This window comes from Sphingobacterium paramultivorum (assembly GCF_014109745.1).
GTDB lineage: Bacteria > Bacteroidota > Bacteroidia > Sphingobacteriales > Sphingobacteriaceae > Sphingobacterium > Sphingobacterium paramultivorum.
On the sequence record NZ_CP058555.1, the window covers coordinates 3,066,186 to 3,092,458 of the forward strand.

The following is a 26,273-nucleotide window of genomic DNA, read 5'->3' on the forward strand; positions in this document are numbered from 1 at the left end:
GCATATTAATGCTACTGATCTTCCAAACGATATTGACGCTACGGAAATAGGCCCTAAAAAGGGAAATAGCGAGTTGAATAAAAATAAAACGATGAAAAAGATTATATTTTTTCTATTACTGATACCTTTTTGGGCGGCTGCTCAAGAGCAAAATATCCAAAACTTTATCGTAAAAGAAAACCTTTCCAAAAATGGAAAATTAGCTGTAGTTGCATTGGATTCACTTGGAAACACCAATGAAAACATCCATGGCAATTACCTATTTACAATCAATGGTTTCTCGCAAGCACTACAATTTCATGAGGGTGTCGCTGTCCCTAATCAGAAAATTGAGTCATCAACATTTGTATTCTTTAGCCATAAGAATCAACAAACTTCCAAAGGTCGCTTATTTTATATCTATAAGAGCGATAGCGGACTCTCTCCTTTTGCCATTAGCGGATTGATGTTTTTGATTATTCCGGCCATTGTATTAGGAATAGCTTATATGTTTAAAAAAGTGATTATGACAGCGATCGCACTGGCTATAGTTTTCTTTTTATTCAACCATTCACAGGGTTTAGACTTGAGTAAAATTTTTGAATCTATATTTTCAAGTCTCAAAAATCTCATCGGTTGACAACACAATCTCTTGGGAAATCACATCAATTGATGTGATCAAAGTAAATCATAACAAAACGATTGTACATTAGAACGGCATACCGATTCCAAAATTGTATTGAATAAAATTGTATCTGTCGGGTCTATGGGTTTCATAATATTGTGCCTTAAATTCCTTGGAATCAAAGAAGTGCTTGATAACCCATTGATCAGCACCTGAGAATTGTGGATCTTTTAGTTTAAGCCCGGCATCTAAGCGAATCACAAAATAGTCCGAATCGAAACGAAGTCCGAAACCGGTACCGATGGCGACTTGCCCAAGGAATTTATTGAATTTAAACTCTCCACCCGGATTTAGTTCTTCATCCTTCTTCAGTCGCCAAACATTTCCCATATCCACAAATGTCGCTCCATTCATCTTTGCGCCCAGGAAGTTATTAAGTAATCTGAATCGATACTCCGCATTCGCTTCCAGCTTAATCTCCCCCAACTGATCCAAGTTACGCAGGTTTAAACGCAAATCCTCACTAAGACTCTGCCGGTTATAGGCACCTGGTCCCAGGGTACGTGCCTGCCAAGCGCGTATACCATTCATCCCCCCACTATAAAAGCTCTTTTCAAAAATCAACAGTTTAGAGTTATTACCATAAGGAATCGCTATCCCTGGATTAAAACGGAAGACAAACTGCCTATTTCCACCAAGATTTCGGTATAAACGATAATCAAATTCTGTCTTGGCGTATTGAAGAAAGGGCACACCAAATATTTTTTTCTCACCATCAGCATTCTTGGGCAATTTTGCCAAGGAGCTAATAAGGTCCAGCACGTTTCCACTCACGTCCAATGTTCCTCTGAAATATTGAAAATCCTCCTTGCTATTCAATTTCTTGCCATTCAGGATAAAGGTATATTGTGTTCCTAAACCAAAATACTGGCGATCGTTGCTACGTACATACAGCTGGTAGCCTTCCTGTACAAGCTTGTTCCGAAAATTGGAATCCAAGCGTCCATCCCGATACTCCAAAACGATAGGCGTAAAACTATGGTACTTATTTTCTGTTTCATACCAAGAGTAATTCAGCGATGTGATAAAATAGCGGTTTGAATAGGTTTTATCTTGATCGAACAACTGCAATGTCATCGAGTAGGTCGTTTTGGGCAAACCAAACTTCCCCCCTGGATTAATATGAAAGGGCACCATCAGACGAGGAATAACCAAATTTACGCCCGCTTGAAAATCGTTATTGAATATTTTACTGGAAAGCCCTCCTGCTAAACGCGGATCAAACAATACACCATAACGTAATTTCACTTCCAATTGCTCCGAACCACCAAAGATATTACGTTGTGAGAATGTATTTCCAATATTAAATCCGCTCATACCTGAACTAAAGGTATACTCCCCCTCTATCTGGTTTCCCATACGAGGTCTTGGAACGAAATCATAGTGCACATCTAGTTTATTGGAATCTTTTTTGACAAACTGCATTTTGACAGAACGAAAACCATTCATCTCGTACAATCGGTCATAGGATTTATTTTCCTCCCGCAAGGAATAGTACTGACCTGAGCGTAAATACATATAGCGTTCCAAAGGTTTCCACCTGAAACTATTCGTTTCATCAACAAATAAAAGACGTTTTGCAGAATCTAGGATACGACGTGGCTCCTTCTTCGACATTGTTCCATAATTCCTTATCGTCATATAAACACTGTCTATTTGATACTTTTTATGTATCGTAGAGTCAGATGGATTTTCGACATTAATTTTCAAGTCAATCAAAGCTCCATCGATAGTTGAATCGACCCCAGCACGCATATATTGCCTTACATAATCGTAATACCCATTGTTACGCATCGAAACATAAAGTTTCTCCCGCTCATCAAGCAACTTTGCGGCATCGTACTGAGTATTGGATTTTACGGAAGTTTTAGGAAGTACCTCCCGTTCAAATATTGCCTTTATATCTTCATCCTCAAATTTTCGATCTATATTTCTAACTTGATAAGGAACACCTTCATCCACTTTAAAATCGATATGTGCTCTCTTTTTGGAAACTGAAATCGTAGGTTCGACCTTAGCTTTAAAGTAACCTTTTGAAAATAGAAAACGCCGGATTTGATTGGCAGACAAATCCACCATTGCCGAATCCAGCAAATGAGGTGGTTCACCGACATTCCGAATTTTCTTGGTTTTATAGCGTCCGTTTTTAGTATTGAACGTATTGTAAATGAATAGATTTACCCTTGAATTAGGTCTTATTTGATTGGAAATATACGTTTCGGATGATTCTTTCAATGCAGGGGTGACACCAGAAATCTGTACTTTTGTAACCAGAGCTTGGTCATCGTCAAGATATTTTGAAGACCGGCATGATGCAAAAAATAACACTAAAAGCGTTATACTTGCAAATCCGATAAAACGAGTATACTTAATCATCAATAAAAATGTTGTCAAAAGCGCAAATCAGTCTAATAACGTCTCTACAAAATAAAAAGTATAGAAAACAACACGGCCTGTTTATCGTTGAGGGTATAAAATCCGTGATGGAATTTATTTCATCAAGTTATGAGGTTGAGTCTATTTTCTACACGGACGACGCCAACACAAAAGTGGGTAAAATCTCGCATAATATAAAATCCCATGAACTAACGGAAACTGAATTCCAAAAGATTAGCGCACTGAAATCGCCACAAGGTATACTCGCTTTGGTCAAACTTCCTTTACAGCAAAAAATTGTATCAAGTGATTTAAAAAATAAGTTTAGCCTCGTACTCGATGATGTGCAGGATCCAGGCAATCTAGGGACAATTATCCGCACGGCGGAGTGGTTTGGAATCGAACATATTATCTGTTCCATTGGCACTGTAGACGCTTACAATCCTAAAGTAGTGCAAGCAACTATGGGCTCATTGGCAAGACTGCAGATCCACTATACTGATTTAACTGATTTTATTCCGGCTACTGGATTGAAAGTGTATGGCGCCCTACTTGATGGTCAATCCATTTATCAGACTGTGTGGGCTGATGAGGGGCTAATTGTTATGGGTAACGAAGGAAATGGCATCAGCGACGAAATAATACCTTTGATCGATCAAGCTGTCACTATACCACGCCTAGGGCAAGCCGAATCATTGAATGTAGCCGTAGCAACAACGATCTTCTGTAGTGAGATTTCCAGACAAAAACTGACCTAAAACAGATTCAATTTGATACTTCGCTTATAGCTTTTGATGTAATCCAATCCTGTTTCCTTCCAAATCTTCAATCTCTGCGACGGCAAAGCCCAAGTCGGTATGAAAGGTGGCTGAATATAACTCTTTTCCCCCAAGCGCTAGCGCTTTCCCGATTGTATCGATCACATTTTCTACATGGAAATAAATGATTTCCATCAAATTCTTCCCGTTCAAAGGAAAAGTTAAATGTTTGGCTGTAAAACCGAACAGCTCTTTCCATATTCGTTACAGGAATTTCAAAATATACTCCTGAGATTTCTATACCCTTCCATATTTAAACACTGATCTTCATCAAAAATATCAATTTTAATAGAGAAAAAGCCCCGTCGCGACATTTTTCTATTCGTTTAAAAGATTCGATTAATTTTTGTCAAAAGAAAAAGCTTAATCGCTCCAAAAACTGTACATTTGAACAGTTCAATTGAAAGACGGATCGATACCGCTATCCATGTTCTTTTTTGAATATTCACACACGATAAAATTACACCATGCCCGCTGAACAGAAATCCATCTATACGTTACAATTTATTTTACTTTGCTTAAGCTCGCTCCTATTTTCTTCTAGTTTCAATATGATTATTCCGGAACTACCCAATTATCTGAGCAGTTTGGGGGGTGCGGAGTACAAAGGGCTAATCATAGCATTGTTTACTTTGACTGCTGGAATTTCGCGGCCTTTTAGTGGTAAATTGACCGATCGGTGGGGACGTGTACCGGTCATGGCAATTGGATCCATCGTCTGTTTCATCTGTGGTTTTCTTTATCCCATTTTAACATCAGTCGCGGGCTTCCTATTCTTACGATTGATACATGGTTTTTCCACCGGTTTTAAACCTACCTCAACTTCTGCGTATGTCGCCGATCTGGTTCCTCAAAAAAGATGGGGTGAGGCTCTTGGCATGCATGGACTGGCTTTTAGCGTCGGTACAGCTGTTGGCCCAGCAATTGGGAGTGCCATTTTCGAGGCCTTTGGTATCAATGTTATGTTTTATTGCTCTTCTTTCATGGCACTTCTCTCCATTCTTATCGTCATTAACATGAAAGAAACACTGGCGAAAAAAGAAAAATTCAATCTTTCCATGCTCAAAATAAACCGCAAGGATATTATTGAATGGCGTGCCCTTCCAGCTGGAATCGTCACGTTTTTATCTTATACCGCTTATGGAGTCATTTTAACTTTAATTCCCGATTGGAGTGAATATCTGGGACTTAAAAATAAAGGGCTATTTTTTCTGGCATTTACAATCGCATCGGTGCTGATACGTTTCGTATCCGGCAAAGTTTCGGACCGTTACGGGAGACCAAAAGTCATTGTTGTCGGAATAGTCATTATTGCTATTGCACTCGTTGCTATCGGTATGGGCAATAGTTTCATTGGAATGATGATCGGCGCAAGCATCTATGGCGTGGGCACAGGTATACTCTCCCCTGCCGTCAATGCTTGGACGATCGACCTTAGCCTACCTGAACATCGGGGCAAGGCAGTAGCAACCATGTATATCTCACTTGAAGCTGGAATAGGGCTTGGCGCACTGCTTGCTGGATTATACTATAGTGATGTTATCCTCCGGATTCCAGTCATTATGTATGCCAATGCGGTAGTTTTGCTACTGGCACTGACCTATATGCTGAGCTGGCAGAGAAAGCACAAAGCCCACTAGCCTTTATTGCTTTTGCAAACTCATGCAGGACCAAACCTCATTTCCTCTTTAAATGTGTTTCTCAATGGATAGCGGAGAAATCAGTAAACTGCGCAGTAATCCGAGTACCGAGAAGAACAGAGAAAATCGAATACTTGCTTTTATATGCCACGCAATTATATTGCATATAAAAGGTAATTTATCTAAGTTTGATTTATCATGTTAAGCAATTATTTAAAGCTTCAGTATACTTTACTGTCTCGGCATATTCGGGCTACAGGACTGCCTGTTTGGCTCGCCTTTCTCCTGTTGTTTGGATTATGTTATTTTGCTTATTATGCTTTGGTTCAATACCCGCTTTTTGGTTGTTATGCACTACTGCTTGGTAATTTTCAAGCACTGTTTCTGCTCACTGAAAAGAACAGAAATGACTTTCTCAAAAATACATACAGTAAGCGAGATTTTCACAAGATCAGAATAGTTGAGAATGGCCTATTAACGCTGCCGTCCTTCGTCATTCTTTTCCTCCACAGCCAATGGCACTATGCGTTGTTATTGGATACTTTGGCTGTTGTTTTTGCATTTTTGACATTTGGGGCTTTCGTAAAATCTATTCCGACACCTTTCGTAAAAAAACCTTTTGAATTTATCATCGGGTTCCGACGGAGCTACTTGCTTTTGCTTGTATTGTATCTATTGGCTGGAATCGGTTTTTATGTCGCCAATTCCAATCTTGTTTTATTTTGCGTCGTTTGCATTGCGCTCACCTGCGTTTTCTATTATCAATTGCCGGAGCCTATTTTTTACCTCTGGAATCACCATCATACACCAACAGTCTTTCTGATGCGAAAGTTTAAAAGGGGAATTTTACAGTGTCTGCTCTTGGTACTGCCCCTTCTTTTTCTGTATGTTGTAATCTTTCCATCGGATTTATTTAATGCCTGTATTGTATTGGGCGGAATATTACTTTTACTTCCTTTTGCAATCACATTGAAATACGTCGCTTACCCACGGGAGATCAATTTCCCCGAAGGTTTTGCTTTGGCACTTTGTTTTAGCTTTTACCCTTTGATTCTAGCGCTCTTACCTTTTTATTATATCAAAGCAATCAACAATCTAAAAAATTACTTATGATCGAGCTTGCGAATATCAATAAGTCCTTTGGACAGCATCAAGTACTCCACGAGGTTACTTACCTCTTTGATAGCGGAAAAGTATATGGTATCGTCGGTGAAAATGGTGCTGGAAAGACAACGCTATTTCGTTGTATTGCTGGACTAGAAACCGCCTCGGGAAGTTTAAAATCTGATTTAGAGCCGCTGAAAAACAATTTAGGTTACCTTACCTCGGATCCGTATTTTCTTTCAAAGCTCACCGGCGAAGAGTATATTTATCTGCTGACGGATGCACGCGGTAAACAGATCAAAAACCTCAGTGAGAGAAATATTTTCGAGTTGCCCTTAAAGGAGTATGCCAGCGCCTATTCCACGGGAATGAAAAAAAAACTAGCCCTGACAGCTACTTTACTTCAGGACAATAATTATTATATCCTTGACGAACCTTTTAATGGCATCGATCTACAAAGCAGCATTATTCTTACGGAGATTATTCTTCGCTTAAAAGCAATGAGTAAAACGATCCTGATTTCGTCCCATATCTTTTCTACGCTAAAAGATACCTGCGATGAAATCTTGGTACTCGAAAATGGCAGAATTAGTAAATCTGTAAAAAAAGAGCAGTTCGGCGATTTTGAAGAGGAAATGAAAGAAAAAATACTACAAAAAGATATCGACAAATTGTGGCTTTAGCATGCCGTAACACTTGAGATAAACAATATGGAAAAACACTTACCTATACTGGAAACTGAACGTTTAATTATCCGTCCAATACAGATGGATGATGCAGCTTATTTTTTCGCAATGGATTCACAGCCGGAGGTTCATACCTTTCTGAATAACGAACCTGTTCAATCTATTGAAGAAATGAAAAAAGCCATCGCACATATTCAGCAACAATATGAAAAATACGGTATAGGCCGTCTAGGGGTCATTGAGAAATCAAGCAATCAATGGATAGGCTGGACGGGATTTAAGTATATTGACGAATTGGAGAACGGACGTATTGGATTTTTAGACCTTGGTTATCGTTTCAGAACGGAATCTTGGGAAAAAGGCTATGCGACAGAAGCCGCACTAGCCTGCATGCAATATTACAGCGAACAGCTGACCCATTTTGAAGTACATGCCATCACACATACGGGAAATCTGGGATCAAGGCATGTCTTGGAAAAAGTAGGATTTCAAGTAACTGAAGAATTTCATTTCGATCTATGGAATATTCCCTGTTATTGGTATGATCTAGCCATTGACCAATCAACAAACTAATTATATTAGTTTTAAAAACTAATTTTTTTAACTTTTCATAGTTTCACTGGGATAAAACAAAATGGTTTTGTATTTTTACACGTTCGAATAAAATATTATTTCGAACATTTCTGTATTGTACAATTTAATCTATTGCTGAGTAAATGAGTGACGAAACGAACTTCCCAACGGAAGATAATCAAGAAGAGCTGGGATCAGGAAAAACAGAAAACGGAAGTCAGACGATACCTTTATCAGGACTATACGAAAACTGGTTTTTGGACTATGCATCCTATGTTATCTTGGACAGAGCCGTTCCACATATCAATGACGGTTTGAAACCCGTACAACGTCGTATCCTCCATTCCTTGAAGGAAATGGATGATGGACGATATAATAAAGCTGCCAACGTCATTGGTAACACGATGAAATATCACCCACATGGTGATGCTTCTATCGGTGATGCCATGGTACAATTGGGCCAAAAGGATCTCCTGATTGACTGTCAAGGTAACTGGGGCTTCCCAATTACGGGCGACTCTGCTGCTGCTCCACGGTACATCGAGGGAAGATTATCCAAATTTGCAAATGACGTTGTCTTCAATCCCGAAACAACTGAGTGGCAATTGAGTTATGATGGACGGAATCGCGAACCTGTCACACTTCCGGTAAAATTTCCATTATTATTGGCTCAAGGTGCCGAAGGTATTGCTGTTGGTTTAGCAACCAAGATTATGCCGCACAATTTCATTGAGTTAATTGATGGATCTATTCAGGTATTACACGGTGAACGTCCGAATATCTTCCCAGATTTCCCTACGGGTGGTATGGCCGACGTTTCAAATTATAATGAGGGTCAACGTGGCGGTAAAATCCGTGTACGTGCGAAAATTGAAGAACGCGACAAAAAGACGCTCGCAATTACAGAAATTCCATTTGGAACCACGACGGGCGGTCTGATTGAAAGTGTGGTCACAGCAAACGATAAGGGAAAAATTAAGATCAAAAAAATCGAGGACAATACAGCAGGAAATGTAGAGATCATTGTGCATTTGGCTCCTGGAATTTCTCCTGATGTAACGATTGATGCCTTATATGCCTTTACCGCCTGTGAAGTCTCTATCTCACCTAACACTTGTGTTATCAAAGATGAGAAACCTCACTTTATGAGTGTCAATGACATTCTAACGGAAAACACAATAAACACCAAAAATTTATTGAAACGAGAATTGGAGATTCGTTTAAACGATCTTCAAGAAAAAATCTTCTTCAGTAGTTTATTAAAAATATTTATTCAAGAGGGGATGTACAAACATCCGGATTATGAAAATGCAGGTGACTTTGAGGTCGTGGTGCAGGTTCTGAATCGCTTGTTTGAACCTTTCTTCGATCAATTTTATCGCGAGATACGACCAGAAGATTACAAAAAATTGATCGATAAACCAATGAGTAGTATTACACGTTTCGACGTTAAAAAAGCGGACGAAATGATGAAAACACTCGAAAATGAGATCAAGGAAGTCAAGCGTCATCTACGTCAATTGACAGAATATGCCATTGCATGGTTTGAGAAATTGCGTGAGAAATATAGTAAAGACCGCGAGCGTAAAACCGAACTGCGTATATTCGATAAAGTAGAAGCGACCCAAGTTGCCCTAGCAAATGCCAAGCTATATGTCAATCGTGAGGAAGGATTTATTGGCTCAGGCATGAAGAAAGATGAGTTTGTATGCGACTGCTCGGATATCGACGATATTATTGTATTCCGCGAGGATGGCAAGTATGTTGTCAGTAAAATCCAGGATAAAGTATTCGTTGGAAAAGGAATTATCCACGTTGCTGTTTTCAAAAAAGGTGATGAACGTACAATCTATAATGCCATCTATAAAGAAGGTGAAACTGGTACCAGTTACATCAAACGTTTCTCTGTGGTAGGTGTCACTCGGGATAAGGAATATGATGTATCCAAAGGATCCAAAGGATCTAAAATCCTATATTTCACAGCCAATCCAAACGGTGAAGCAGAGATCGTTAATATACAGCTTAAACCGCACACAAAATTGCGCAAGTTGAATTTTGACATGGACTTTGCCGAGATTGCAATCAAGGGCCGTGCTTCACAAGGAAACATTGTGTCAAAATATCCCGTCAAAAAAATCAGCTTTAAAAGCTCTGGTGTCTCCACACTGGCAGGACGAAAAATATGGTACGATACCATCATGAAACGTCTAAATGCAGATGAACGTGGCCAATACCTTGGCGAGTTTGACGGCGACGACAAGATATTAGTGGTTCTTTCGGACGGTAGTTACGAATTGTCAAACTTTGATCTAAGCAACCACTTTGACGAGAAAATGATCCGGATCGAAAAATACTACCCGGACCATATCTATACAGTTGTGCATCAGGACGGCAAGAGTGGAACGTACTTTGTCAAACGTTTTAAATTTGACGATCAACCTATTGGAAAACGTATTTCCTTTATTAATGAAGATGCGGGGTCTAAATTGGTATTGATGAGTAATGCGGCTGAACCGATGGTCAAATTGGATATTTTAAAAGGTAAATCCCAAACGGAAGAAACTCTTGATCAACCTTTGACTGAAATTATTGACGTAAAAGGAATAAAAGCACAAGGAAACCGCCTCTCTTTCCATACCGTAAAATCGGTTACGCTAACAACGGTGGATGAAGATTTAAGTCAAAAAGGTAAAGAAAAAGCAGCCGAAACGAGTACTGATACCACAGAAACAACGGTTGATAGCACCATAACGGCGGTGGACAGTTCCGTGAAGGAGAAGGAGGTAGAGTCAACCGATAAAAATGACGATATCAAATTGGAAATCACTAATCCAAATGACATCCAAATCGACGATAAAGGACAGATGGAAATGTTCTAATTCGTATTCCATACACAAAAAAGGCTCGAATAAATATTCGAGCCTTTTTTGTGTAGGATACAACACCTTAAGTATTGTCCTTTAAGCTTTAAATTCTTTTAGGAATTTTTGAAGTTTTGGAGCAATGACTACTGAACAAAATGGATTTTCAGGATGATCATTAAAATAATTATGATGATAATCTTCTGCTAACCAAAATGTCACGGCTGGTTCTACCGTTGTGACAATAGCGTCCTCATAAACATCCTCATTTTCCAATTCGTCGATAAAATTCTGCGCTAAGATCTCCTGTTCTTCATTATGATAAAAAACAACTGATCTATACTGCGTACCCACATCGTTACCTTGACGGTTTAATGTCGTCGGGTTATGTGTCTTAAAAAAGATTTTCAATAGGTCTTCATAGTTCACCAGCTCTTCGTCATATTCTAGCTCGACAACCTCAACATGATCAGTTGTACCCGTACAGACCTGCTCATAAGTTGGCTTATCTACATGCCCTCCCATATAACCAGGCAATACCGATGTTACCCCTTCAGTGTTTTGGAAAATAACTTCTGTACACCAAAAACATCCTCCTCCAAATGTTGCTTTCATACTTTTATAATCTTGCGTATTTTAATCTTACTTTTTCAAACACTATAGCCGATTTAGTAGCTACAGCGAAAAATGTTTAGACAAATATAATTATTAATCGGCAATGAGATACACTGCTATCATTGCGAAAAATGGCAGCTTACGTTCCATTTGCCACTTGAGAACGAAGCCCTCGTACCCATAGCCCCCTATTTTAATATTAATAGTAGTGTTTTCCCTTAATCAATAAATCTTGTTGTTTACTGTCACAAACCGCATAGGAAAAACCTTGTTGTAGCGCATAGGCACCATATTCGCCTTTTTTATTTATTGCTAAGAATCCAACTTGAATTTCCTTCGCAATTGCAGGTTTCTTCTTCACGATACGCATAACGGCTTCCTTACAGGCATCTTCCGGAGAATAACCCTGACGCATCAATTCGACAACCAAGAAACTACCTACATTCCGTATGACTTCTTCACCAACTCCGGTCGATGTAGCTCCGCCCACTTCATTATCGACATAAAGTCCGGCTCCAATAATAGGGCTATCTCCTACCCGGCCGTGCATCTTGAAAGCCATACCACTGGTTGTACAAGCTCCAGAAATATTCCCATTGGCATCCAAAGCCAACATACCGATCGTATCGTGGTTATACTGGTTCCCTGGCAGACGTTCCGCTGCAAAGGATTGATTTTCAATATTGGCTACAGGTTTGTATTTTTTCTCCTTTAACCATTCTTTCCAAGCCTTTTCACCTTCTGGCGTTAGAAGATTCTCTTCCTTAAAACCATTTTCTAACGCAAATTGCAATGCACCTTCGCCTACTAGCATCACGTGGGGTGTTTTTTCCATGACCATCCGCGCTACTGATATTGGATGTCCAATTTTTTCCATTCCAGCAACAGCACCACAGTTACCATCCGCATCCATGATACAAGCATCAAGTGTGACGTGACCATCGCGATCTGGATAACCACCTTTACCAACTGTCATATTTTTGAGATCAGCCTCGGGTACACGTACGCCTTGTTCAACGGCATCCAATGCCTTACCACCTTTCGACAATATTTCCCAAGCGGCTTTATTTGCTGCAATCCCAAAGTCCCAAGTTGAAATTACAATAGGATATTTTTTAACACTGCCCTTTGCTGCAATCGTCAATCCTTTCGCATCAAATGCTGTCAATGTCCCCATTGCCGTCGCAGCAATCAAACCTTGCCTAATAAAATCACGTCTTGAACTCATTTCCTTATTAATATTTTATAAAACTATCGCTATTGATTAATCCGGCAAAAAACAATCAAAAAAATTGCCTTCGGTCTACCGAATACAAAAAATTTCCATTATTGACTGCACAAAGGCATCGCTCTCTTTCTAGTGTATTGCACGACCTTACGTCACATCTGACCCCAATCTACTTCATCGATATACGCCGGAAAATGCTATTCTACATTTTTACAGCTTCGTGTTAAACTGAAGAAGGATATTGACTTTACAATCAATAAGCAATATTACAAAATGGTTTTAGCAATTAGATAATTTAATTAAAATTAAACCCAAACATTCGTTTTTTAGCAACATAACATCAAAATCACTTAAAAATCGACAATAAAAATTGACTTATATTATGAATTAATCCTATCTTTAGAAACAAACTAATTCGCATGAAAAACACTCTTAAATTCGCTATTTTAGCTTATGCAAGCCTAATAGGTGTTGAAAGCAGTCAGGCGCAGCAGCTAGATTCCACGACTTATTTCAAGATCAAAGAGTTGCAAGAAAACGTAAAACGTGAATTCGCTCCCGATAAAAGAACCAAGATCGTAGCAATCCAAAAAGCGGATATAGCACAGAACCAATATGTGCTTGAAACAACTGAAAAAGATGCTAAGTTCGTTTTGGAGCAAAAAGCAAAAGAAATATCAGCCAATATTCAGGTACAGCTCTTACCTGATGCAAGTGTAGGCGAAAAAACTACTGGAGTCATCAGGCTCTCCGTTGCAAATATGCGTACATTTCCAGATAATGCGGCGGAACTGACGAGCCAGGTGTTATTGGGAACACAAGTAGACCTTCTACAGAAAAAGAGTGGCGACTATCGCGTACGCACCCCCGACGGTTATATCGCATGGGTACCTACTTCGTCCATTGAAGCGATGGACAAAACCATGTTGGCCAATTGGCGACAAGCAGAAAAAGTTATCTATACAGCAGAATTTGGAAAATCATATTCCGAACCAAATGAAAAGAGCCAGCGTGTATCTGACCTCGTCTATGGCGACATTCTTCAGGTAAAAGGACAAAAAGCCAATTTTTATGAGATCGTCTATCCCGATGGACGTTTGGGGTATATTAAAAAATCAGAAAGTGTAACATTGAAAAACTGGCTTGAAACGCGCAACCCTACAGCAGAAAACATTATTGCCAGTGCGAAAACTATGTTAGGCCTGCCTTATTTATGGGGGGGAACATCGGTGAAAGGTGTAGACTGCAGCGGTTTTACCAAAACAAGTTTTTTTATGAACGGCTTCGTAATTCCGAGAGATGCATCGCAACAAGTACTCGCAGGTGAAAAAATCGACATTTTAGATCAAGAAGGACATTTCGACCCTGAGAAAGCACTCAAAAATCTAAAACCGGCAGACTTATTGTTCTTTGCGGCAGGCAAAAACAGCAACCCTAATGCGCGTGTAACACATGTTGCACTCTATATCGGCAATGGAACTTTTATTCACGCTGCCGGATTAGTCCGGATCAACAGTATGCTTAAGGACGCTGCAAACTACGATGATTTCCAAACCCGAACTGTGGTTGCTGCACGCCGTTACCTCGGGACCCACGATAGCGCAATACAGAAAGTCGTTGAAAGCAATTATTACAACAATAAATAAACATAACGATGAGCAATCAATCTGAATGGATCAGTAAAGATTTTGGGGCCTTTAAATTAAGGTTTAGACCTTACACTTTAACTTTGCGCCATGTCTTTACAGTAGCTTCCTTTAGCCGAAGCACAACACCGGTTGTATTGACCGAACTAGAGTATGATGGCATTATCGGTTATGGTGAAGCGAGTATGCCACCCTATCTAGGCGAATCTCAGGAAAGTGTCCTATCATTCCTCAATCAGATTGATCTGACAGGCTTCAACTCTCCTTTTCAAACCGAAGAGCTCCTGCATTATATTGATCAGCTTGCTTTGAAAAACACGGCTGCAAAAGCGTCCATTGATATTGCCCTACATGATATCCTTGGTAAAATTATGAATCAGCCCTATTATAAGATATGGGGATTGAATCCTAACCTTATCCCACCGACGTCCTACACCATCGGAATCGATACAGAAGAAATGATCCGCCAAAAAGTCGCCGAAGCTGATCAGTTTAAAATTTTAAAGGTGAAACTGGGTCTTGATACGGATAAAATGATCATAGACACCATCCGTCAGGTTACCGATCGTCCTTTGTGTGCCGACGTCAATCAAGGTTGGAAAACACGTGAAGAGGCTTTGGAAATGGCACACTGGCTTGCAGAAAGAAATGTTTCTTTCTTGGAACAGCCGATGCCCAAGGAGCAGATAGACGACAACGCCTGGCTTACTGAGCATAGTCCTATCCCTACTATTGCCGATGAAGGATGCCAACGCCTTGTAGATGTTCCGGCATTAAAGGGTGTATACTCGGGGATCAACATCAAATTGATGAAATGCACGGGCATGCGTGAAGCTAAACAAATGGCAGAACTTGCTCGTTCTTTGGAAATGAAAGTTATGATCGGCTGTATGACCGAAACTACCTGCGCGATCAGTGCAGCTGCACAACTTGCACCATTAACAGACTGGGCTGATTTAGATGGTGCTTTATTGATCGGAAATGATATATACGACGGCATGACCGTTGTCAATGGTAACTGCCTTCTTCCCGACCGTCCGGGGATTGGAATTTTAAGAAAATAACCCTATATTCAGTGCAATGTTTTTTTCTTAAAGAAAAGATTGCACTGAATTGCTATCACAAGTTTGACCAACATCGATAGCACCAAAATATTAACAACTAAATTAATCAATTCACACTTTTATGAAACAACATGTGCTCACAACGTTGTGTCTCATAGCCTGTAGTTCGATGCAGTCTTTATATGCACAACAGATCCAAATTGCAGGTAAAATCACAGACAGCAATGGAAAACCAATTAGCGGAGTTACAATAAATGTAAAAGGCGCTAGCCAAGGGACCTCAACAAACGAAAATGGCCTGTTTACCTTAAACACAAACGCCAATGCGACATTAACTATATCTGCCGTCGGCTATAGCCGACAAGAAATTCAGGTCAATGGCCGAAAAACCATTAGTATTTCACTCAACAGTGATGAACAGGCACTGGACGAAGTCATTGTCATTGCTTACGGAACGGCTAAAAAGAGCACCTATACAGGTTCGGCGGCACAAGTAAAATCAGATGCCATTGATAAACAACCTGTCACTTCTTTTGAAAAAGCACTTACTGGCCGTGTTGCAGGTCTGCAAGTGTCAAATGGATCTGGTCAGGCAGGTGCAACTTCAGCTATACGCATTCGAGGCATAGGCTCCATGAACGCGTCGAATGAACCACTCTATGTCATTGACGGAGTCCCGGTGATTTCAGGTAGTGTTGGACAAATGGGCGATTATATTGTCAATACAAATAATGTAATGAGCACATTAAATCCGAGCGATATCGAATCTATTTCTGTGTTAAAAGATGCCGCTGCCTCATCCCTTTATGGGTCCCGCGCGGCAAATGGTGTCATCATCATCACCACAAAAAAGGGAAAAAACGGAGATCCGAAGATCAATGTTAAGTCCTCTATTGGCATTAGTCCCTCATGGGCGACAAAAAATAATGAACCCGCTTCGGTACAGGATCAAATCAATATGCTTTATAGTGTATTATATGATTCTAGAATAGCAGCAGGTCAAACAGTCGAACAGGCGAATAAAAACACCTTATTCCGCTTAAATTCTTTGGACTGGAATCCAAATTCGGCAAATTACGGTAAACCAACTTCTTCTTATGGTTTTGGTATTCATGGCTATCAATTCAGCACGGATGGAACCTCACAATGGGAAAATGTACATATCTCAGGAAAAACAGATGGTGTAGAGAATCGAGATGGTAAGTATTATGACTGGAACAAAGCATTGTTTAGAACCGGGATATTCAACAGCAACGATATCTCGGTAAGCGGAGCAACAGAAAAAACCAATTACTATGCGTCTTTAGGATACACGCAAGACAAAAGCAGGATTATTGAGAATAACTTCGACAGAATCAATGGTCGGATTAATTTAACGCAAAAGATTGGGAAATATCTCGAATTTGGTTCAAACGTCAACTACGCTAAAAACAAGCTTATCGGGATGAATGACACCAGGAATACAGGAACAAATTACCTGTATCAAGCGAGTAATTTATTATGGCAGATGTATTGGCCAACTGATTATAAAACAGGTAACGAATATACAGCTCGTTATGGCAGTCTCGCTTATAATCCACTGTATTACAACAAGGAATGGGAAAACTCTTCGAAAACAAGCAAATTATCAGCTATAGAATCTTTATCATTAAAGCTATTGCCTGAACTTACATTGAAGACTATTTTCTCCTATGACCGGACCGAAGTCAAAGATCATATCTATTACAGTGCTAAACATTATAACGGTATGGCAGACAATGGCCGGGTCACAGAGGTGTCTACGTCCATTGAAAAATTGGTATCATCCACAACCGCCAATTACAACAAGAGTTTTGGCTTGCATAATATCGGGTTATTAGCTGGTTTCGAAGCTGAAAAAAACACGACTGATTTTATCCGTGCTACAGGTAAAGATTTACCATCCTCATCACTTCATACAGTCGCCACTGCAGGTATATTGGATGCGTCCGCCTATTCTTGGGGCAATAATATGATGTCTGTACTATCGCGGGCGGAATATAACTACGATGAACGCTATTTTGCCTCGGCATCTTTTAGAAGGGACGGTTCATCCCGCTTGGCACCAGGTCCTCGTTGGGGCAACTTTTGGTCTTTAGCTGCTTCCTGGAATTTGGCCAAGGAATCTTTTATTAAAGAGATTGAAGAAATCAATAACCTAAGAATTAGAGGTTCCTATGGGGTAAATGGAACATTACCTACGGATCTTTTTGCCTGGCGCAATTTAACAAGTTATTCCAACAAATATATGACGCAGCCAGGTGGTGGGCTTAATAATTTAGGCAATCCGGACGTCGCTTGGGAGAAAAATTACTCCACAAACATCGCATTGGAATTTGGTCTGTTCCACAATAAACTATTCGGTACAATTGAATATTTTAACAGAGACTCGAAGGATCTTTTACAGAATGTTCCGATCTCCACAATTACTGGTTTCGGCTCCATATTGCGAAATGTTGGCGAAATGAACAATAAAGGTATAGAGATTGAACTGGGCTCAGATATTGTTAAAAATGAAAATTGGAAATGGACATTAAGTGCAAATACCGCAATTATCAAATCCAAGATTACAAAACTATATGGTGGACGAGATATCGTCTGGTATGATCCCACAGGTGGAGACGATAGAGCTCGATTTATTTATCGCGAAGGAGAATCGTCTTTATCTTTCTTTGGGTTGGAATGGGCAGGTACCGATCAAACCAATGGCAAAAACGTCTGGTATACAAACGACGGCACGGATGGCGATTTTATCTTTAACGGAAAAGCTGCAAGTTATGATTACAAAAAAGCTAAACAAACCATCATCGGAAATGCTAATCCTAAACTATATGGCGGTATAAATTCTGACATCGATTATAAAAACTTTTCATTGGGATTGAACTTTGCTTATAAAATTGGCGGCAAACTTTATGATGCGACATCCAAAGATGTTGCCGATGACGGCTATTATTGGGAACGAATTCATGCCGCTTATTTTACAGAAAATAGCTGGTCACCTTCAAATACGGATGGAACTTACCCGATGGTTACCGGAAGAGATCTGGAAGATGTGAACCAGATCAGCAGTAGACAACTGTTTGACGCGTCATATCTTAGATTAAAGAACATTTCGTTGAGCTATAGATTACCAAATGAATTTTTAAAACGAGCTGGCATCTCCAATGCAAGGGTATTTTTCAATGGAAGCAATTTATTGACTGTTTCGAAATACAAGTATATGGATCCAGAAGTTAACCAATTTGGTACGCGGGGCTGGGAAACACCATTGGCAAAAACGTACACTTTCGGTGTTGAATTTAGTTTTTAACGAAAAGAAACAGTATTATGAAAAAGCTTTTTATTGCCTCGTGCATAACAATATCATTAGCAATCAGCTCTTGTAGCAATTTTTTGGATGTCACACCGACCAATATGGGGGACTCCAATACCTCCATCCAAACTGCTGCTGACGCAAAGGTTATTATGAATGGATTAATGAGTAAAATGGCAAATGTTGCCTACTATGGACGAAATTTCCCGCTCTATGCTGATGCCAAAGGGGGGGACTTTACGATTGCATCCCAAGGCCGCGGTTATGACTATCTTTATGTATTTAATCATTCGGCCTCTTCTAATCCCTATTCAGGCATCTGGACACAAGGGTTTCATACACTCGTGCAGATCAATAATCTTTTGACAAATATCGATAAACTAATCGCTGCCGGTTCGACAGAAAATTTTAATACGTATAAAGGACAAGCATTGACCGCAAGAGCCCTCATCAATTTTGATCTTGTCAGGTTGTACGGAAAACCCTACAACATGGAAAAATCTGCCCTTGGTATCCCTAATGTGACGAAAGTACTCGAATATAGCGCGCAGGAAAAACGTATCTCCGTTGAGGAAAACTACAAACAAATAGTACAGGATCTAAAGGATGCAGAAAGCTTATTGCCAAAATCCAAATCGGATGGATATTTCAATTTTTTCGCCAATAAAGCACTGCAAGCTCGTGTGTATCTCTATATGAATGATTATGATAACTCGTTAAAATCAGCGCAGGAGGTCATAGACTCCAAAGTCTACACATTGTATAGCAATGAAAACTGGGTGAAATCCTGGACAGGTATGTTTGGAACTGAATCTATTCTAGAATTGGGTGTCTATCCGAATGAAGCTGATGCGGGGACTAGTTCTCTGGGTGCGATGTTCCGCAGAAAAGGACATGGCAGTACAGCCATATTGGGAAACTTTATAGCCGCAGATCCATTCTTGGCCAAACTTAAGAAAGACGAGACAGATGTCAGATGGGGTGTTATGGCGTACGATGAAGTCGGCACCACCCATTTAGGAGCGGTCTATAAATATAGCGGTAGCACCACTCTTGCTGGTGATAAAAATTCAACAGCAAATAGTACCGCAGTCAATATCAAGGTCATCCGTTTGTCCGAAGTATATCTTATCGCTGCTGAAGCTGCTCTATTAAAATCATCTCCTGACAAGGCCCTTGCAGCAAATTACCTGAATGCAATACGCCAACGTTCTCCAAAATTAGATGTCGCGACCTCAGGCACGATTACTTTAGATATGATTGCCGATGAGAGAAGCAAAGAGCTCCTTGGAGAAGGTCATCGCTTCTTTGATATGATGCGCTGGAACAAATCGATAACTTTTGATGATGATTTAGGAAATATAAGCACAACAAATAGGCAAAAAACGATCGATAGAACTTTCTTTAAAACCATTCTTCCTATTTCACTGGATGAGATGAATGCAAACCCAGCTATAGCAAATCAACAGAATACCGGCTACTAGTAGTCTCAAAAAAGGAAAAAGGTCACAGCCTATGCTGTGACCTTTTTCCTTTTTTGAGCTATATTAGGCATTGCTAACTTATCTGATTTTTATACTGCTGTTGCTTTGGTTTTTTCAAATCGATCACCCAACCATTAACTACGGCGTAAATAATCTTTCCTTCTTTCCGAAGAAAGAAATCCGCCTGAGCTCCGAGAGCTAATTGTTGTGAAAATTCTATAGCTTTTTTAGTTAATACACGAATTGGAAGGTTATGCAAAAATTCTCCCGGGATCACATTTTCAATAATAACAGCGGCATAGCCTTTTTCAAGTAATCCCATCACGATGGTATCATCTAAATCGGTCAGGGAAGCAAATGGCTCCATATACATCTTGGCTGGGGCAAACTCCATTCCTGCAACATCAATATCTACATAACCATAAAAATCTTGCAGATCGCCAATATCCTCTACTATCCCCTCCAGATAATAGTCAGAGCCTATCGTCTTTTCATTTTGCCGGATGGCGACATCGACAAGTAATGGTTTTCCACTCCGCTCAATGGTCAAATTTCTCAGCAACACATCATGGAGCTTTTCATCATTGAAGGGAATTGCATCGTAATCGGTAACCGAATGCCGTTTAAAGGATTGATCAGCAATTTCCTCAAATGCTTTTAACAATGCTACGAAATTACATTTTCTGACCAGCATTTTTTCGGTATCACCAACATAAGCTCCTGATTCAATTAAAATCGTCCTAGCGCCCCATTTTTGAAAATTATCACCGAAACCGCGCGGTGTATGCTCATCGTCATACCTTGCAACTGCCTTTGGAACAAAGTCCTGAAGGATTTTATTTATTCCAACAATCACCCGCATCGCATCTCTCCGAGTTTCATTGATACTCCGCGCATAATCATAAGCAGGTGCCAATAAGGAAATTGTTACTGGCGTATTTGTTCCGGGAATATTGTAGTAATTGTTTTGGTTATGCAGGTTAAAGGCAAAATCAGGTTTTAGCAACATGGCTTGCGCCTTCAATAAGGCTCCTTCCACTGTTGCTGTTGCCCTTGCATCTCTGTTCATATCCACATCCATGGTTGTCCTACGCTGAAACCGTTCTGTTCCATCAGGATTTAGCATCGGAATAAAATATAAGGTCACTTTTGATGCTATGTCATCTCTAACCGCATCAAAACCATCATCTTTTCCGTTGAAAAAATTAAATAGATCAAACAAGGCCATTGTTGCTGTAGGTTCATCACCATGCATTTGCGACCATAAAAGTATCTTGATTGGCCCTTGTCCGTATTGTAGTCGAAAGATCGAACGATCTTCGGTAGACTTGCCAATTTCCGCTACAGCAAAACGTCCAGAGCTTCTGATATTTTCTAATAACGGCAAAATATCAGCATGTTTAAATCTTCTATGCATCAAAGCCTTTTCTTCATATAAAGAAAAGGCTTTGATGAAATCAACTTTTACTAATTTCATATTAATCTTTTAATGCAGGCTCCATTAAAGCAATCGTTCCTTGCGAAGCATCTACACGGACTTTTGCTCCTACGGGCAAAATAAACTGTTCGGCAATATGACCAACGACAGCCCCTGTATAAGCGGGTATTTTTAACGGTCTGATATAATCATTGAACAGTTGGTCAAGTGTTACGGATCCATAGCCACCAGATGGTTTACAATTGGTGCACTTGCCAAAAATAAAACCCTTAATCGCACCCAGTACACCAGCATTTTTCAATTGACAGAACATGCGGTCAACACGTTCCATATCTTCGTCGACCTCTTCAAGAAAAAGAATTTTATCTTTAAAATCTGGCAGATAAGGTGAACCACATAAGCCGGTCAACACGGTCATATTTCCACCCAGCAATACCCCATCTACTATACCAGGATGAATTGTGGCAATTCGGTCTTTGGTCTGCACAATGCTATCACCTTTAGACTTGGGGTTTTCAAATATTGCTGGCTGATTGGCTACAAACTGAGCATTGAAAGCCTCTGCAAGCTTCTTAGTCCAGGTACTGATCCCCACTGCACCATGAAACGTTATAAGTCCTGTCTTGGCATATAATGCCAAAATTAAGGCTGTTATATCTGAATATCCCAATAAAATTTTTGGGTTATTGGCGATCAGTCTGTAATCTAATCTATCTAAAAGACGTGATGTACCCGAACCTCCTCTGATGCAAACAATCGCTTTGACGGTCTTGTCTGCAAACATATCATGAATGTCTGCTATACGCTCCTGATCTGTACCGGCCAAATTACCGTAGCGGCTGCGTATATGTTTACCTTCTTTTACTTTAAAACCTAAGGTCTCAAATATCTCACGTGCAATACTAATTGATTCTTCATCATCCAATACACCAGCAGGCGTTATTAAACCTACGATATCCCCCAATTTTAACCTCGTTGCAAGCAAAGCAGCTTGACCGTACAATTCGGCTTTATCTCCGGTTGGCTTCCCCATTCCCAGTACAGGAATAGACAACACGCTTAAAGCAATCGATTTTAGAAAGGCTCTTTTTTCCATTGCTAAATACTATCGGTTGAACAACAGACGTTCACCAGCACCTTTCTCAATAAGTTGTCCATTGGAGAAAGCAAGTTTACCTGATACGAGAGTATGTTCAATCGTTGAACTAAATGTGTGCCCCTCAAATGGTGACCAGCCACATTTCGACAGGATATTCGCTTTCGATACCGTATAAGGTTTATTCAGATCGACCAACACAAGATCCGCCCAATATCCCTCACGAATGTACCCTCTATCTTCAATTTGGAACAATGTAGCTGTATTGTGTGCAGATTTTTGCACCAATTGTTCCAGGGTCATTTTTCCTGCTTTGACCATATCTAACAAGGCTTGCAACGCATGCTGTACAAGAGGTCCTCCGCTTGGTGCTGAAACATAGGGCTGAGATTTCTCCTCAATTGTATGCGGAGCGTGATCTGTCGCTATCACATCGATATGTCCATCCAGTACAGCTTTTAAAATCTGATCGCGGTCATTGGCTGTTTTTACAGCTGGATTCCATTTGATAAAATTACCTTTTGAGGCATAATCCTGATCAGAAAACCAAAGGTGATGAATACAGGCTTCAGCCGTTATTTTTTTATCCTTTAGTGGAATATCATTATTAAATAATGCAATTTCTTTGGCGGTTGAGATATGAAGGATATGCAAGCGTGTATTGTGCTTTTTTGCCAGCTCGACAGCTTTTGACGAAGACAAATAACAAGCTTCCTCAGAACGAATCAATGGATGCATCTCAATTTTTAATCCATCCTCGCCATATTTTTCCTTAAATAGGGCCAAATTCGCCTTTATCGTTGCCTCATCTTCACAGTGCGTAGCCACCAAGGTCGGAGCACTTGCAAAAATACCTTCCAACGCTTTTTCATTATCAACCAGCATATTGCCAGTAGAGGAGCCCATAAAAACTTTTATACCACAGACATTTCTTGGATTCGTTTTAAGTACCTCCTCAAGATTATCATTAGCTGCCCCCATAAAGAATGAATAATTGGCCAGCGCATTTTTTGCCGCAATATCATATTTATCTTGAAGCAATTGCTGGGTCAACGTATTAGGAACAGTATTAGGCATTTCCATGAAAGAGGTTGTCCCACCGGCAACTGCTGCGCGACTCTCATGCCATATATCCGCTTTATAAGTTAAACCGGGTTCTCTAAAGTGAACCTGGTCATCAATAAGTCCAGGTAGCAAGTGTAGCCCCTCAGCATTTATTTCCTGATCAGCAGGATGATTAATTTCCTGAGCAATCATTTCGATTCGACCATTGCTGATATATACGTCAGCAACCTCAACTTTACCTTCATTGACAAGTTGCGCAGATTTTATAAGAATAGATGACATGTTGAAATTTTTACTTTGCTTTAGGTCAAAAGTAAAGATTTGTTGTGGTGATATCAAGTTATCTCGATAAAGAGTTCCCTATAACGACGACAATTTCTTCCTTAAATTCTCGCCTTCCTCTTATGTCAAATTTGAAATATCCTACTCGTATTTGTCTAGATTTGGCGCAAAACAAATCGCATTAAATCTAAACTCCGGAAGTTAATCGCATAAAAAAAGAGGCTAAAGCCTCTTTTTTTATTCTTTATCGAATTTGTATCCTACTCCTTTTACAGTGGTTACATAATCGTCACCTATCTTTTCGCGCAGCTTGCGGATATGGACGTCAATTGTACGATTGGTTACCACAACAGAATCTTCCCAAATACTCTTTAAGATCTGTTCGCGTGTAAACACCTTGTTCGGTTTTGATGCCAATAAATACAATAGTTCAAACTCTTTCTTTGCTAGAACGATCTTTTGTTCCCCTTTATATACCAAGAAAGAATCTCGATCAATGACCAAGTCGGCAATTTCAATTTTATCCTGAACAGAGGCATCTGACTCTTCGGAAGCATTTCTTCTTAAGATAGCATTGATGCGGCTCATTAAAGCACGCGGCTTAATTGGCTTTGCTATATAGTCGTCTGCACCGACATGAAATCCTGCGATCTCCGAATACTCTTCGCTTCTAGCAGTCAAAAATACCATGAATGTACTTTTGAATTCAGGCATTGCGCGCATGATACGACAAGCTTCAATTCCATCCATCTTTGGCATCATCACATCCAAGATGATAAGATCAGGATTTACTTGTTTGGCAACGTTGATTGCCTCTTCCCCATTTTGCGCTGTAGAGACCTGATAACCTTCACGATTTAAGTTGAATGCAATTAAATCCAAGATATCCTTTTCGTCATCAACAATTAAAATCTTTTGTTTCGAAGAACTCATTTGTCTTATTTTTTTTGCTAAATTATAAACAAAATGATAACAATCAGTTAATCTAATGTTACCAAATTATTAAGTAATATAATATTTAACAATAACACATTGATTACTTAATTGTTTTCTTCAAAAATGCCTCTAACTCTTCTCCACGCAAGTTCTTTGCTATAATAATGCCGTTCGGATCGAGAACATATGAGGTAGGCAAGGCTTTCACACGGTAATCAATGACAACCGGTGAGCTCCAAGCCTTCAAATCTGACACATGTGTCCAAGTTAACTTGTCATCTTCAATAGCACGCATCCAGGAACCAGGATTATCATCAAATGAAACGGAGAGTATATCAAAGCCTTTACCATGATAGGTATTGTACAACCTAACGAGATTAGGGTTTTCCTGGCGACAGGGCATACACCATGAAGCCCAAAAATCCACCAAAGTATATTTCCCTTTAAAACTCGATAATTTAACTTCTTTATTTGATGGTGTAAAAGAAGTCAACTCAGGAGCAGGTTGCCCAATTGCCATTTTTTTCAGTTTTTGGGTCTCCTCTTTAAACTGTGTTACATATCTGTTCTCCGTAAATTCATTTTTTATTTTATCTGCATAGGTAATGATTTCATTTTCGGCTACTTCAGGATCTAAGGTCGAGATTGCATAAAAACCTGCAAGATCATTATGTTTATTCGAGAAATCGACTGCTTTTTTTGTATATGTACGCAATTCTTCTGCAAACTTTGCTTTATATTCAGCACGAATCTTTTCGATCTCAGCTGCTGTCGAATTGGCCGTTAGCTTTGAAAACACTGTCTGCAATGAGTCCTGTAGATAATCGCGATAATTTCGCTCTTTGGCAAAAGGCTGTATAGTCTTTGACAATTCAGAACCATCAACCTGGTAATCATTTACATCTTTATGCAAATCTGTCTTAAATGTAATCGTTTCTCCCGGAGAAGCAATTAAATCGTACCGATTTTTACCAACACGCAAGGACAACAATCTGGATTGGCTAGCAGGTCGTACGAACTGAAATTTGTTATTATCGCCAAAAAACATAGAATCCAGCTTGGTATCGCCTTCATACAATGAAATAACTTTGATATTGCCAGGATTTTCGACATTTCCAGCGATGGTAAACTGTTCTTTATTTTGGCAACCCATCATCAAACCAACGATCCCTACTGCTAAAAAAACTGCCTTTTTCATCCTTTTATTTTTATTTGTTAAGTACCTATTCCCAATTACGCAAATGGCTTTGCTCTGTTTGATTCACGCTACATGTCACAGCTTAAAGAATCGTAAAAACTATCAGATTTATTCGAATCCTCCAAGGAAGAACTCGAATAAATCTGATGGCTTCGTATTGTATATTTA

General features: G+C 39.7%; 20 protein-coding genes. 11 read left to right on the top strand and 9 right to left on the bottom strand.

Annotated features, from left to right (window positions below; translation table 11 throughout):
- The first annotated feature begins 91 nt into the window (after positions 1–91).
- Entirely contained in the window at positions 92–619 is a 528-nt protein-coding gene (locus tag HS960_RS13160; RefSeq protein ID WP_075991705.1) for a hypothetical protein, read from the top strand.
- A 69-nt stretch (positions 620–688) separates the two neighbouring features.
- Here HS960_RS13160 and tamL read toward each other — a convergent pair whose 3' ends face one another.
- Positions 689–3,040 (bottom strand): translocation and assembly module lipoprotein TamL, encoded by a 2,352-nt coding sequence (tamL, locus tag HS960_RS13165; RefSeq protein WP_182332931.1) that lies wholly within the window; start codon positions 3,038–3,040, stop codon positions 689–691.
- Positions 3,041–3,048: 8 nt separating this feature from the next.
- On the opposite strand from tamL, the gene HS960_RS13170 reads away from it, so the two are divergent.
- Entirely contained in the window at positions 3,049–3,798 is a 750-nt protein-coding gene (locus tag HS960_RS13170) for a TrmH family RNA methyltransferase (protein WP_182332947.1), read from the top strand.
- Positions 3,799–3,822: 24 nt separating this feature from the next.
- Here HS960_RS13170 and HS960_RS13175 read toward each other — a convergent pair whose 3' ends face one another.
- Positions 3,823–3,993, bottom strand: a complete 171-nt coding sequence (locus HS960_RS13175) for a VOC family protein (RefSeq protein WP_202883792.1) — start codon at positions 3,991–3,993, stop codon at positions 3,823–3,825.
- A gap of 332 nt (positions 3,994–4,325) precedes the next feature.
- On the opposite strand from HS960_RS13175, the gene HS960_RS13180 reads away from it, so the two are divergent.
- The 5 genes from HS960_RS13180 (at position 4,326) to HS960_RS13200 (ending at position 10,740) form a co-directional block, all read left to right on the top strand.
- Positions 4,326–5,498 carry an MFS transporter gene (locus HS960_RS13180; protein ID WP_182332949.1) on the top strand — a complete coding sequence of 391 codons (1,173 nt, stop codon included), beginning with the start codon at positions 4,326–4,328 and terminating at the stop codon, positions 5,496–5,498.
- 198 nt (positions 5,499–5,696) lie between these two features.
- Positions 5,697–6,611, top strand: a complete 915-nt coding sequence (locus tag HS960_RS13185; protein ID WP_182332951.1) for a hypothetical protein — start codon at positions 5,697–5,699, stop codon at positions 6,609–6,611.
- Positions 6,608–7,285 (top strand): ABC transporter ATP-binding protein, encoded by a 678-nt coding sequence (locus HS960_RS13190; protein ID WP_182332953.1) that lies wholly within the window; start codon positions 6,608–6,610, stop codon positions 7,283–7,285. The genes HS960_RS13185 and HS960_RS13190 overlap by 4 nt, the downstream gene beginning before the upstream one ends.
- A 27-nt stretch (positions 7,286–7,312) precedes the next feature.
- Entirely contained in the window at positions 7,313–7,861 is a 549-nt protein-coding gene (locus HS960_RS13195; protein WP_182332955.1) for a GNAT family N-acetyltransferase, read from the top strand.
- Between the two features lie 143 nt (positions 7,862–8,004).
- Positions 8,005–10,740: a DNA gyrase/topoisomerase IV subunit A gene (locus HS960_RS13200; RefSeq protein ID WP_182332957.1), complete on the top strand. Its 2,736-nt coding sequence runs from the start codon at positions 8,005–8,007 to the stop codon at positions 10,738–10,740.
- A gap of 81 nt (positions 10,741–10,821) precedes the next feature.
- Here the strand turns inward: HS960_RS13200 and msrA are convergent, their stop codons facing one another.
- Both msrA and HS960_RS13210 read right to left on the bottom strand, forming a co-directional pair.
- Positions 10,822–11,337 carry a peptide-methionine (S)-S-oxide reductase MsrA gene (msrA, locus tag HS960_RS13205; RefSeq protein WP_083663801.1) on the bottom strand — a complete coding sequence of 172 codons (516 nt, stop codon included), beginning with the start codon at positions 11,335–11,337 and terminating at the stop codon, positions 10,822–10,824.
- A 199-nt stretch (positions 11,338–11,536) separates the two neighbouring features.
- The gene (locus HS960_RS13210; protein ID WP_120336530.1) at positions 11,537–12,565 is read right to left on the bottom strand and encodes a N(4)-(beta-N-acetylglucosaminyl)-L-asparaginase; all 1,029 of its coding nucleotides are present in this window, start codon (positions 12,563–12,565) and stop codon (positions 11,537–11,539) included.
- 419 nt (positions 12,566–12,984) lie between these two features.
- On the opposite strand from HS960_RS13210, the gene HS960_RS13215 reads away from it, so the two are divergent.
- From HS960_RS13215 to HS960_RS13230, 4 genes are all read left to right on the top strand, one after another.
- A complete protein-coding gene (locus tag HS960_RS13215) occupies positions 12,985–14,211 on the top strand; it encodes a C40 family peptidase (RefSeq protein WP_182332959.1) in 1,227 nt (408 codons plus the stop codon).
- Positions 14,212–14,219: 8 nt separating this feature from the next.
- A complete protein-coding gene (locus HS960_RS13220; protein WP_153844988.1) occupies positions 14,220–15,275 on the top strand; it encodes a dipeptide epimerase in 1,056 nt (351 codons plus the stop codon).
- 121 nt (positions 15,276–15,396) lie between these two features.
- Positions 15,397–18,603 carry a SusC/RagA family TonB-linked outer membrane protein gene (locus tag HS960_RS13225; protein WP_182332961.1) on the top strand — a complete coding sequence of 1,069 codons (3,207 nt, stop codon included), beginning with the start codon at positions 15,397–15,399 and terminating at the stop codon, positions 18,601–18,603.
- A 17-nt stretch (positions 18,604–18,620) separates the two neighbouring features.
- Positions 18,621–20,090, top strand: coding sequence for a RagB/SusD family nutrient uptake outer membrane protein (locus tag HS960_RS13230; RefSeq protein WP_153844990.1), 1,470 nt, complete (start codon positions 18,621–18,623; stop codon positions 20,088–20,090).
- A gap of 73 nt (positions 20,091–20,163) precedes the next feature.
- Here HS960_RS13230 and HS960_RS13235 read toward each other — a convergent pair whose 3' ends face one another.
- From HS960_RS13235 to HS960_RS13255, 5 genes are all read right to left on the bottom strand, one after another.
- Positions 20,164–21,567, bottom strand: coding sequence for a M14 family zinc carboxypeptidase (locus HS960_RS13235; protein WP_153844991.1), 1,404 nt, complete (start codon positions 21,565–21,567; stop codon positions 20,164–20,166).
- 1 nt (position 21,568) lies between these two features.
- Positions 21,569–22,624, bottom strand: a complete 1,056-nt coding sequence (locus HS960_RS13240) for a S66 peptidase family protein (RefSeq protein WP_153844992.1) — start codon at positions 22,622–22,624, stop codon at positions 21,569–21,571.
- A gap of 9 nt (positions 22,625–22,633) precedes the next feature.
- A complete protein-coding gene (locus HS960_RS13245) occupies positions 22,634–23,971 on the bottom strand; it encodes a dihydroorotase (protein WP_153844993.1) in 1,338 nt (445 codons plus the stop codon).
- Between the two features lie 237 nt (positions 23,972–24,208).
- Positions 24,209–24,904, bottom strand: coding sequence for a response regulator transcription factor (locus HS960_RS13250; RefSeq protein WP_075991688.1), 696 nt, complete (start codon positions 24,902–24,904; stop codon positions 24,209–24,211).
- A 103-nt stretch (positions 24,905–25,007) separates the two neighbouring features.
- Positions 25,008–26,105, bottom strand: coding sequence for a TlpA family protein disulfide reductase (locus HS960_RS13255; protein ID WP_153844994.1), 1,098 nt, complete (start codon positions 26,103–26,105; stop codon positions 25,008–25,010).
- Between the last annotated feature and the right edge of the window lie 168 nt (positions 26,106–26,273).

What these genes read in the sequence shown, in the direction of transcription:
- tamL (WP_182332931.1), bottom strand. Translation starts at nt 3,040, where the DNA reads ATGATTAAGTATACTCGTTTTATCGGATTTGCAAGTATAACGCTTTTA.
- HS960_RS13225 (WP_182332961.1), top strand. Translation starts at nt 15,397, where the DNA reads ATGAAACAACATGTGCTCACAACGTTGTGTCTCATAGCCTGTAGTTCG.
- HS960_RS13245 (WP_153844993.1), bottom strand. Translation starts at nt 23,971, where the DNA reads ATGTCATCTATTCTTATAAAATCTGCGCAACTTGTCAATGAAGGTAAA.
- HS960_RS13215 (WP_182332959.1), top strand. Translation starts at nt 12,985, where the DNA reads ATGAAAAACACTCTTAAATTCGCTATTTTAGCTTATGCAAGCCTAATA.
- HS960_RS13210 (WP_120336530.1), bottom strand. Translation starts at nt 12,565, where the DNA reads ATGAGTTCAAGACGTGATTTTATTAGGCAAGGTTTGATTGCTGCGACG.
- HS960_RS13230 (WP_153844990.1), top strand. Translation starts at nt 18,621, where the DNA reads ATGAAAAAGCTTTTTATTGCCTCGTGCATAACAATATCATTAGCAATC.
- msrA (WP_083663801.1), bottom strand. Translation starts at nt 11,337, where the DNA reads ATGAAAGCAACATTTGGAGGAGGATGTTTTTGGTGTACAGAAGTTATT.
- HS960_RS13220 (WP_153844988.1), top strand. Translation starts at nt 14,220, where the DNA reads ATGAGCAATCAATCTGAATGGATCAGTAAAGATTTTGGGGCCTTTAAA.
- HS960_RS13175 (WP_202883792.1), bottom strand. Translation starts at nt 3,993, where the DNA reads ATGGAAATCATTTATTTCCATGTAGAAAATGTGATCGATACAATCGGG.
- HS960_RS13235 (WP_153844991.1), bottom strand. Translation starts at nt 21,567, where the DNA reads ATGAAATTAGTAAAAGTTGATTTCATCAAAGCCTTTTCTTTATATGAA.
- HS960_RS13180 (WP_182332949.1), top strand. Translation starts at nt 4,326, where the DNA reads ATGCCCGCTGAACAGAAATCCATCTATACGTTACAATTTATTTTACTT.
- HS960_RS13160 (WP_075991705.1), top strand. Translation starts at nt 92, where the DNA reads ATGAAAAAGATTATATTTTTTCTATTACTGATACCTTTTTGGGCGGCT.
- HS960_RS13250 (WP_075991688.1), bottom strand. Translation starts at nt 24,904, where the DNA reads ATGAGTTCTTCGAAACAAAAGATTTTAATTGTTGATGACGAAAAGGAT.
- HS960_RS13240 (WP_153844992.1), bottom strand. Translation starts at nt 22,624, where the DNA reads ATGGAAAAAAGAGCCTTTCTAAAATCGATTGCTTTAAGCGTGTTGTCT.
- HS960_RS13200 (WP_182332957.1), top strand. Translation starts at nt 8,005, where the DNA reads ATGAGTGACGAAACGAACTTCCCAACGGAAGATAATCAAGAAGAGCTG.
- HS960_RS13190 (WP_182332953.1), top strand. Translation starts at nt 6,608, where the DNA reads ATGATCGAGCTTGCGAATATCAATAAGTCCTTTGGACAGCATCAAGTA.
- HS960_RS13185 (WP_182332951.1), top strand. Translation starts at nt 5,697, where the DNA reads ATGTTAAGCAATTATTTAAAGCTTCAGTATACTTTACTGTCTCGGCAT.
- HS960_RS13195 (WP_182332955.1), top strand. Translation starts at nt 7,313, where the DNA reads ATGGAAAAACACTTACCTATACTGGAAACTGAACGTTTAATTATCCGT.
- HS960_RS13255 (WP_153844994.1), bottom strand. Translation starts at nt 26,105, where the DNA reads ATGAAAAAGGCAGTTTTTTTAGCAGTAGGGATCGTTGGTTTGATGATG.
- HS960_RS13170 (WP_182332947.1), top strand. Translation starts at nt 3,049, where the DNA reads ATGTTGTCAAAAGCGCAAATCAGTCTAATAACGTCTCTACAAAATAAA.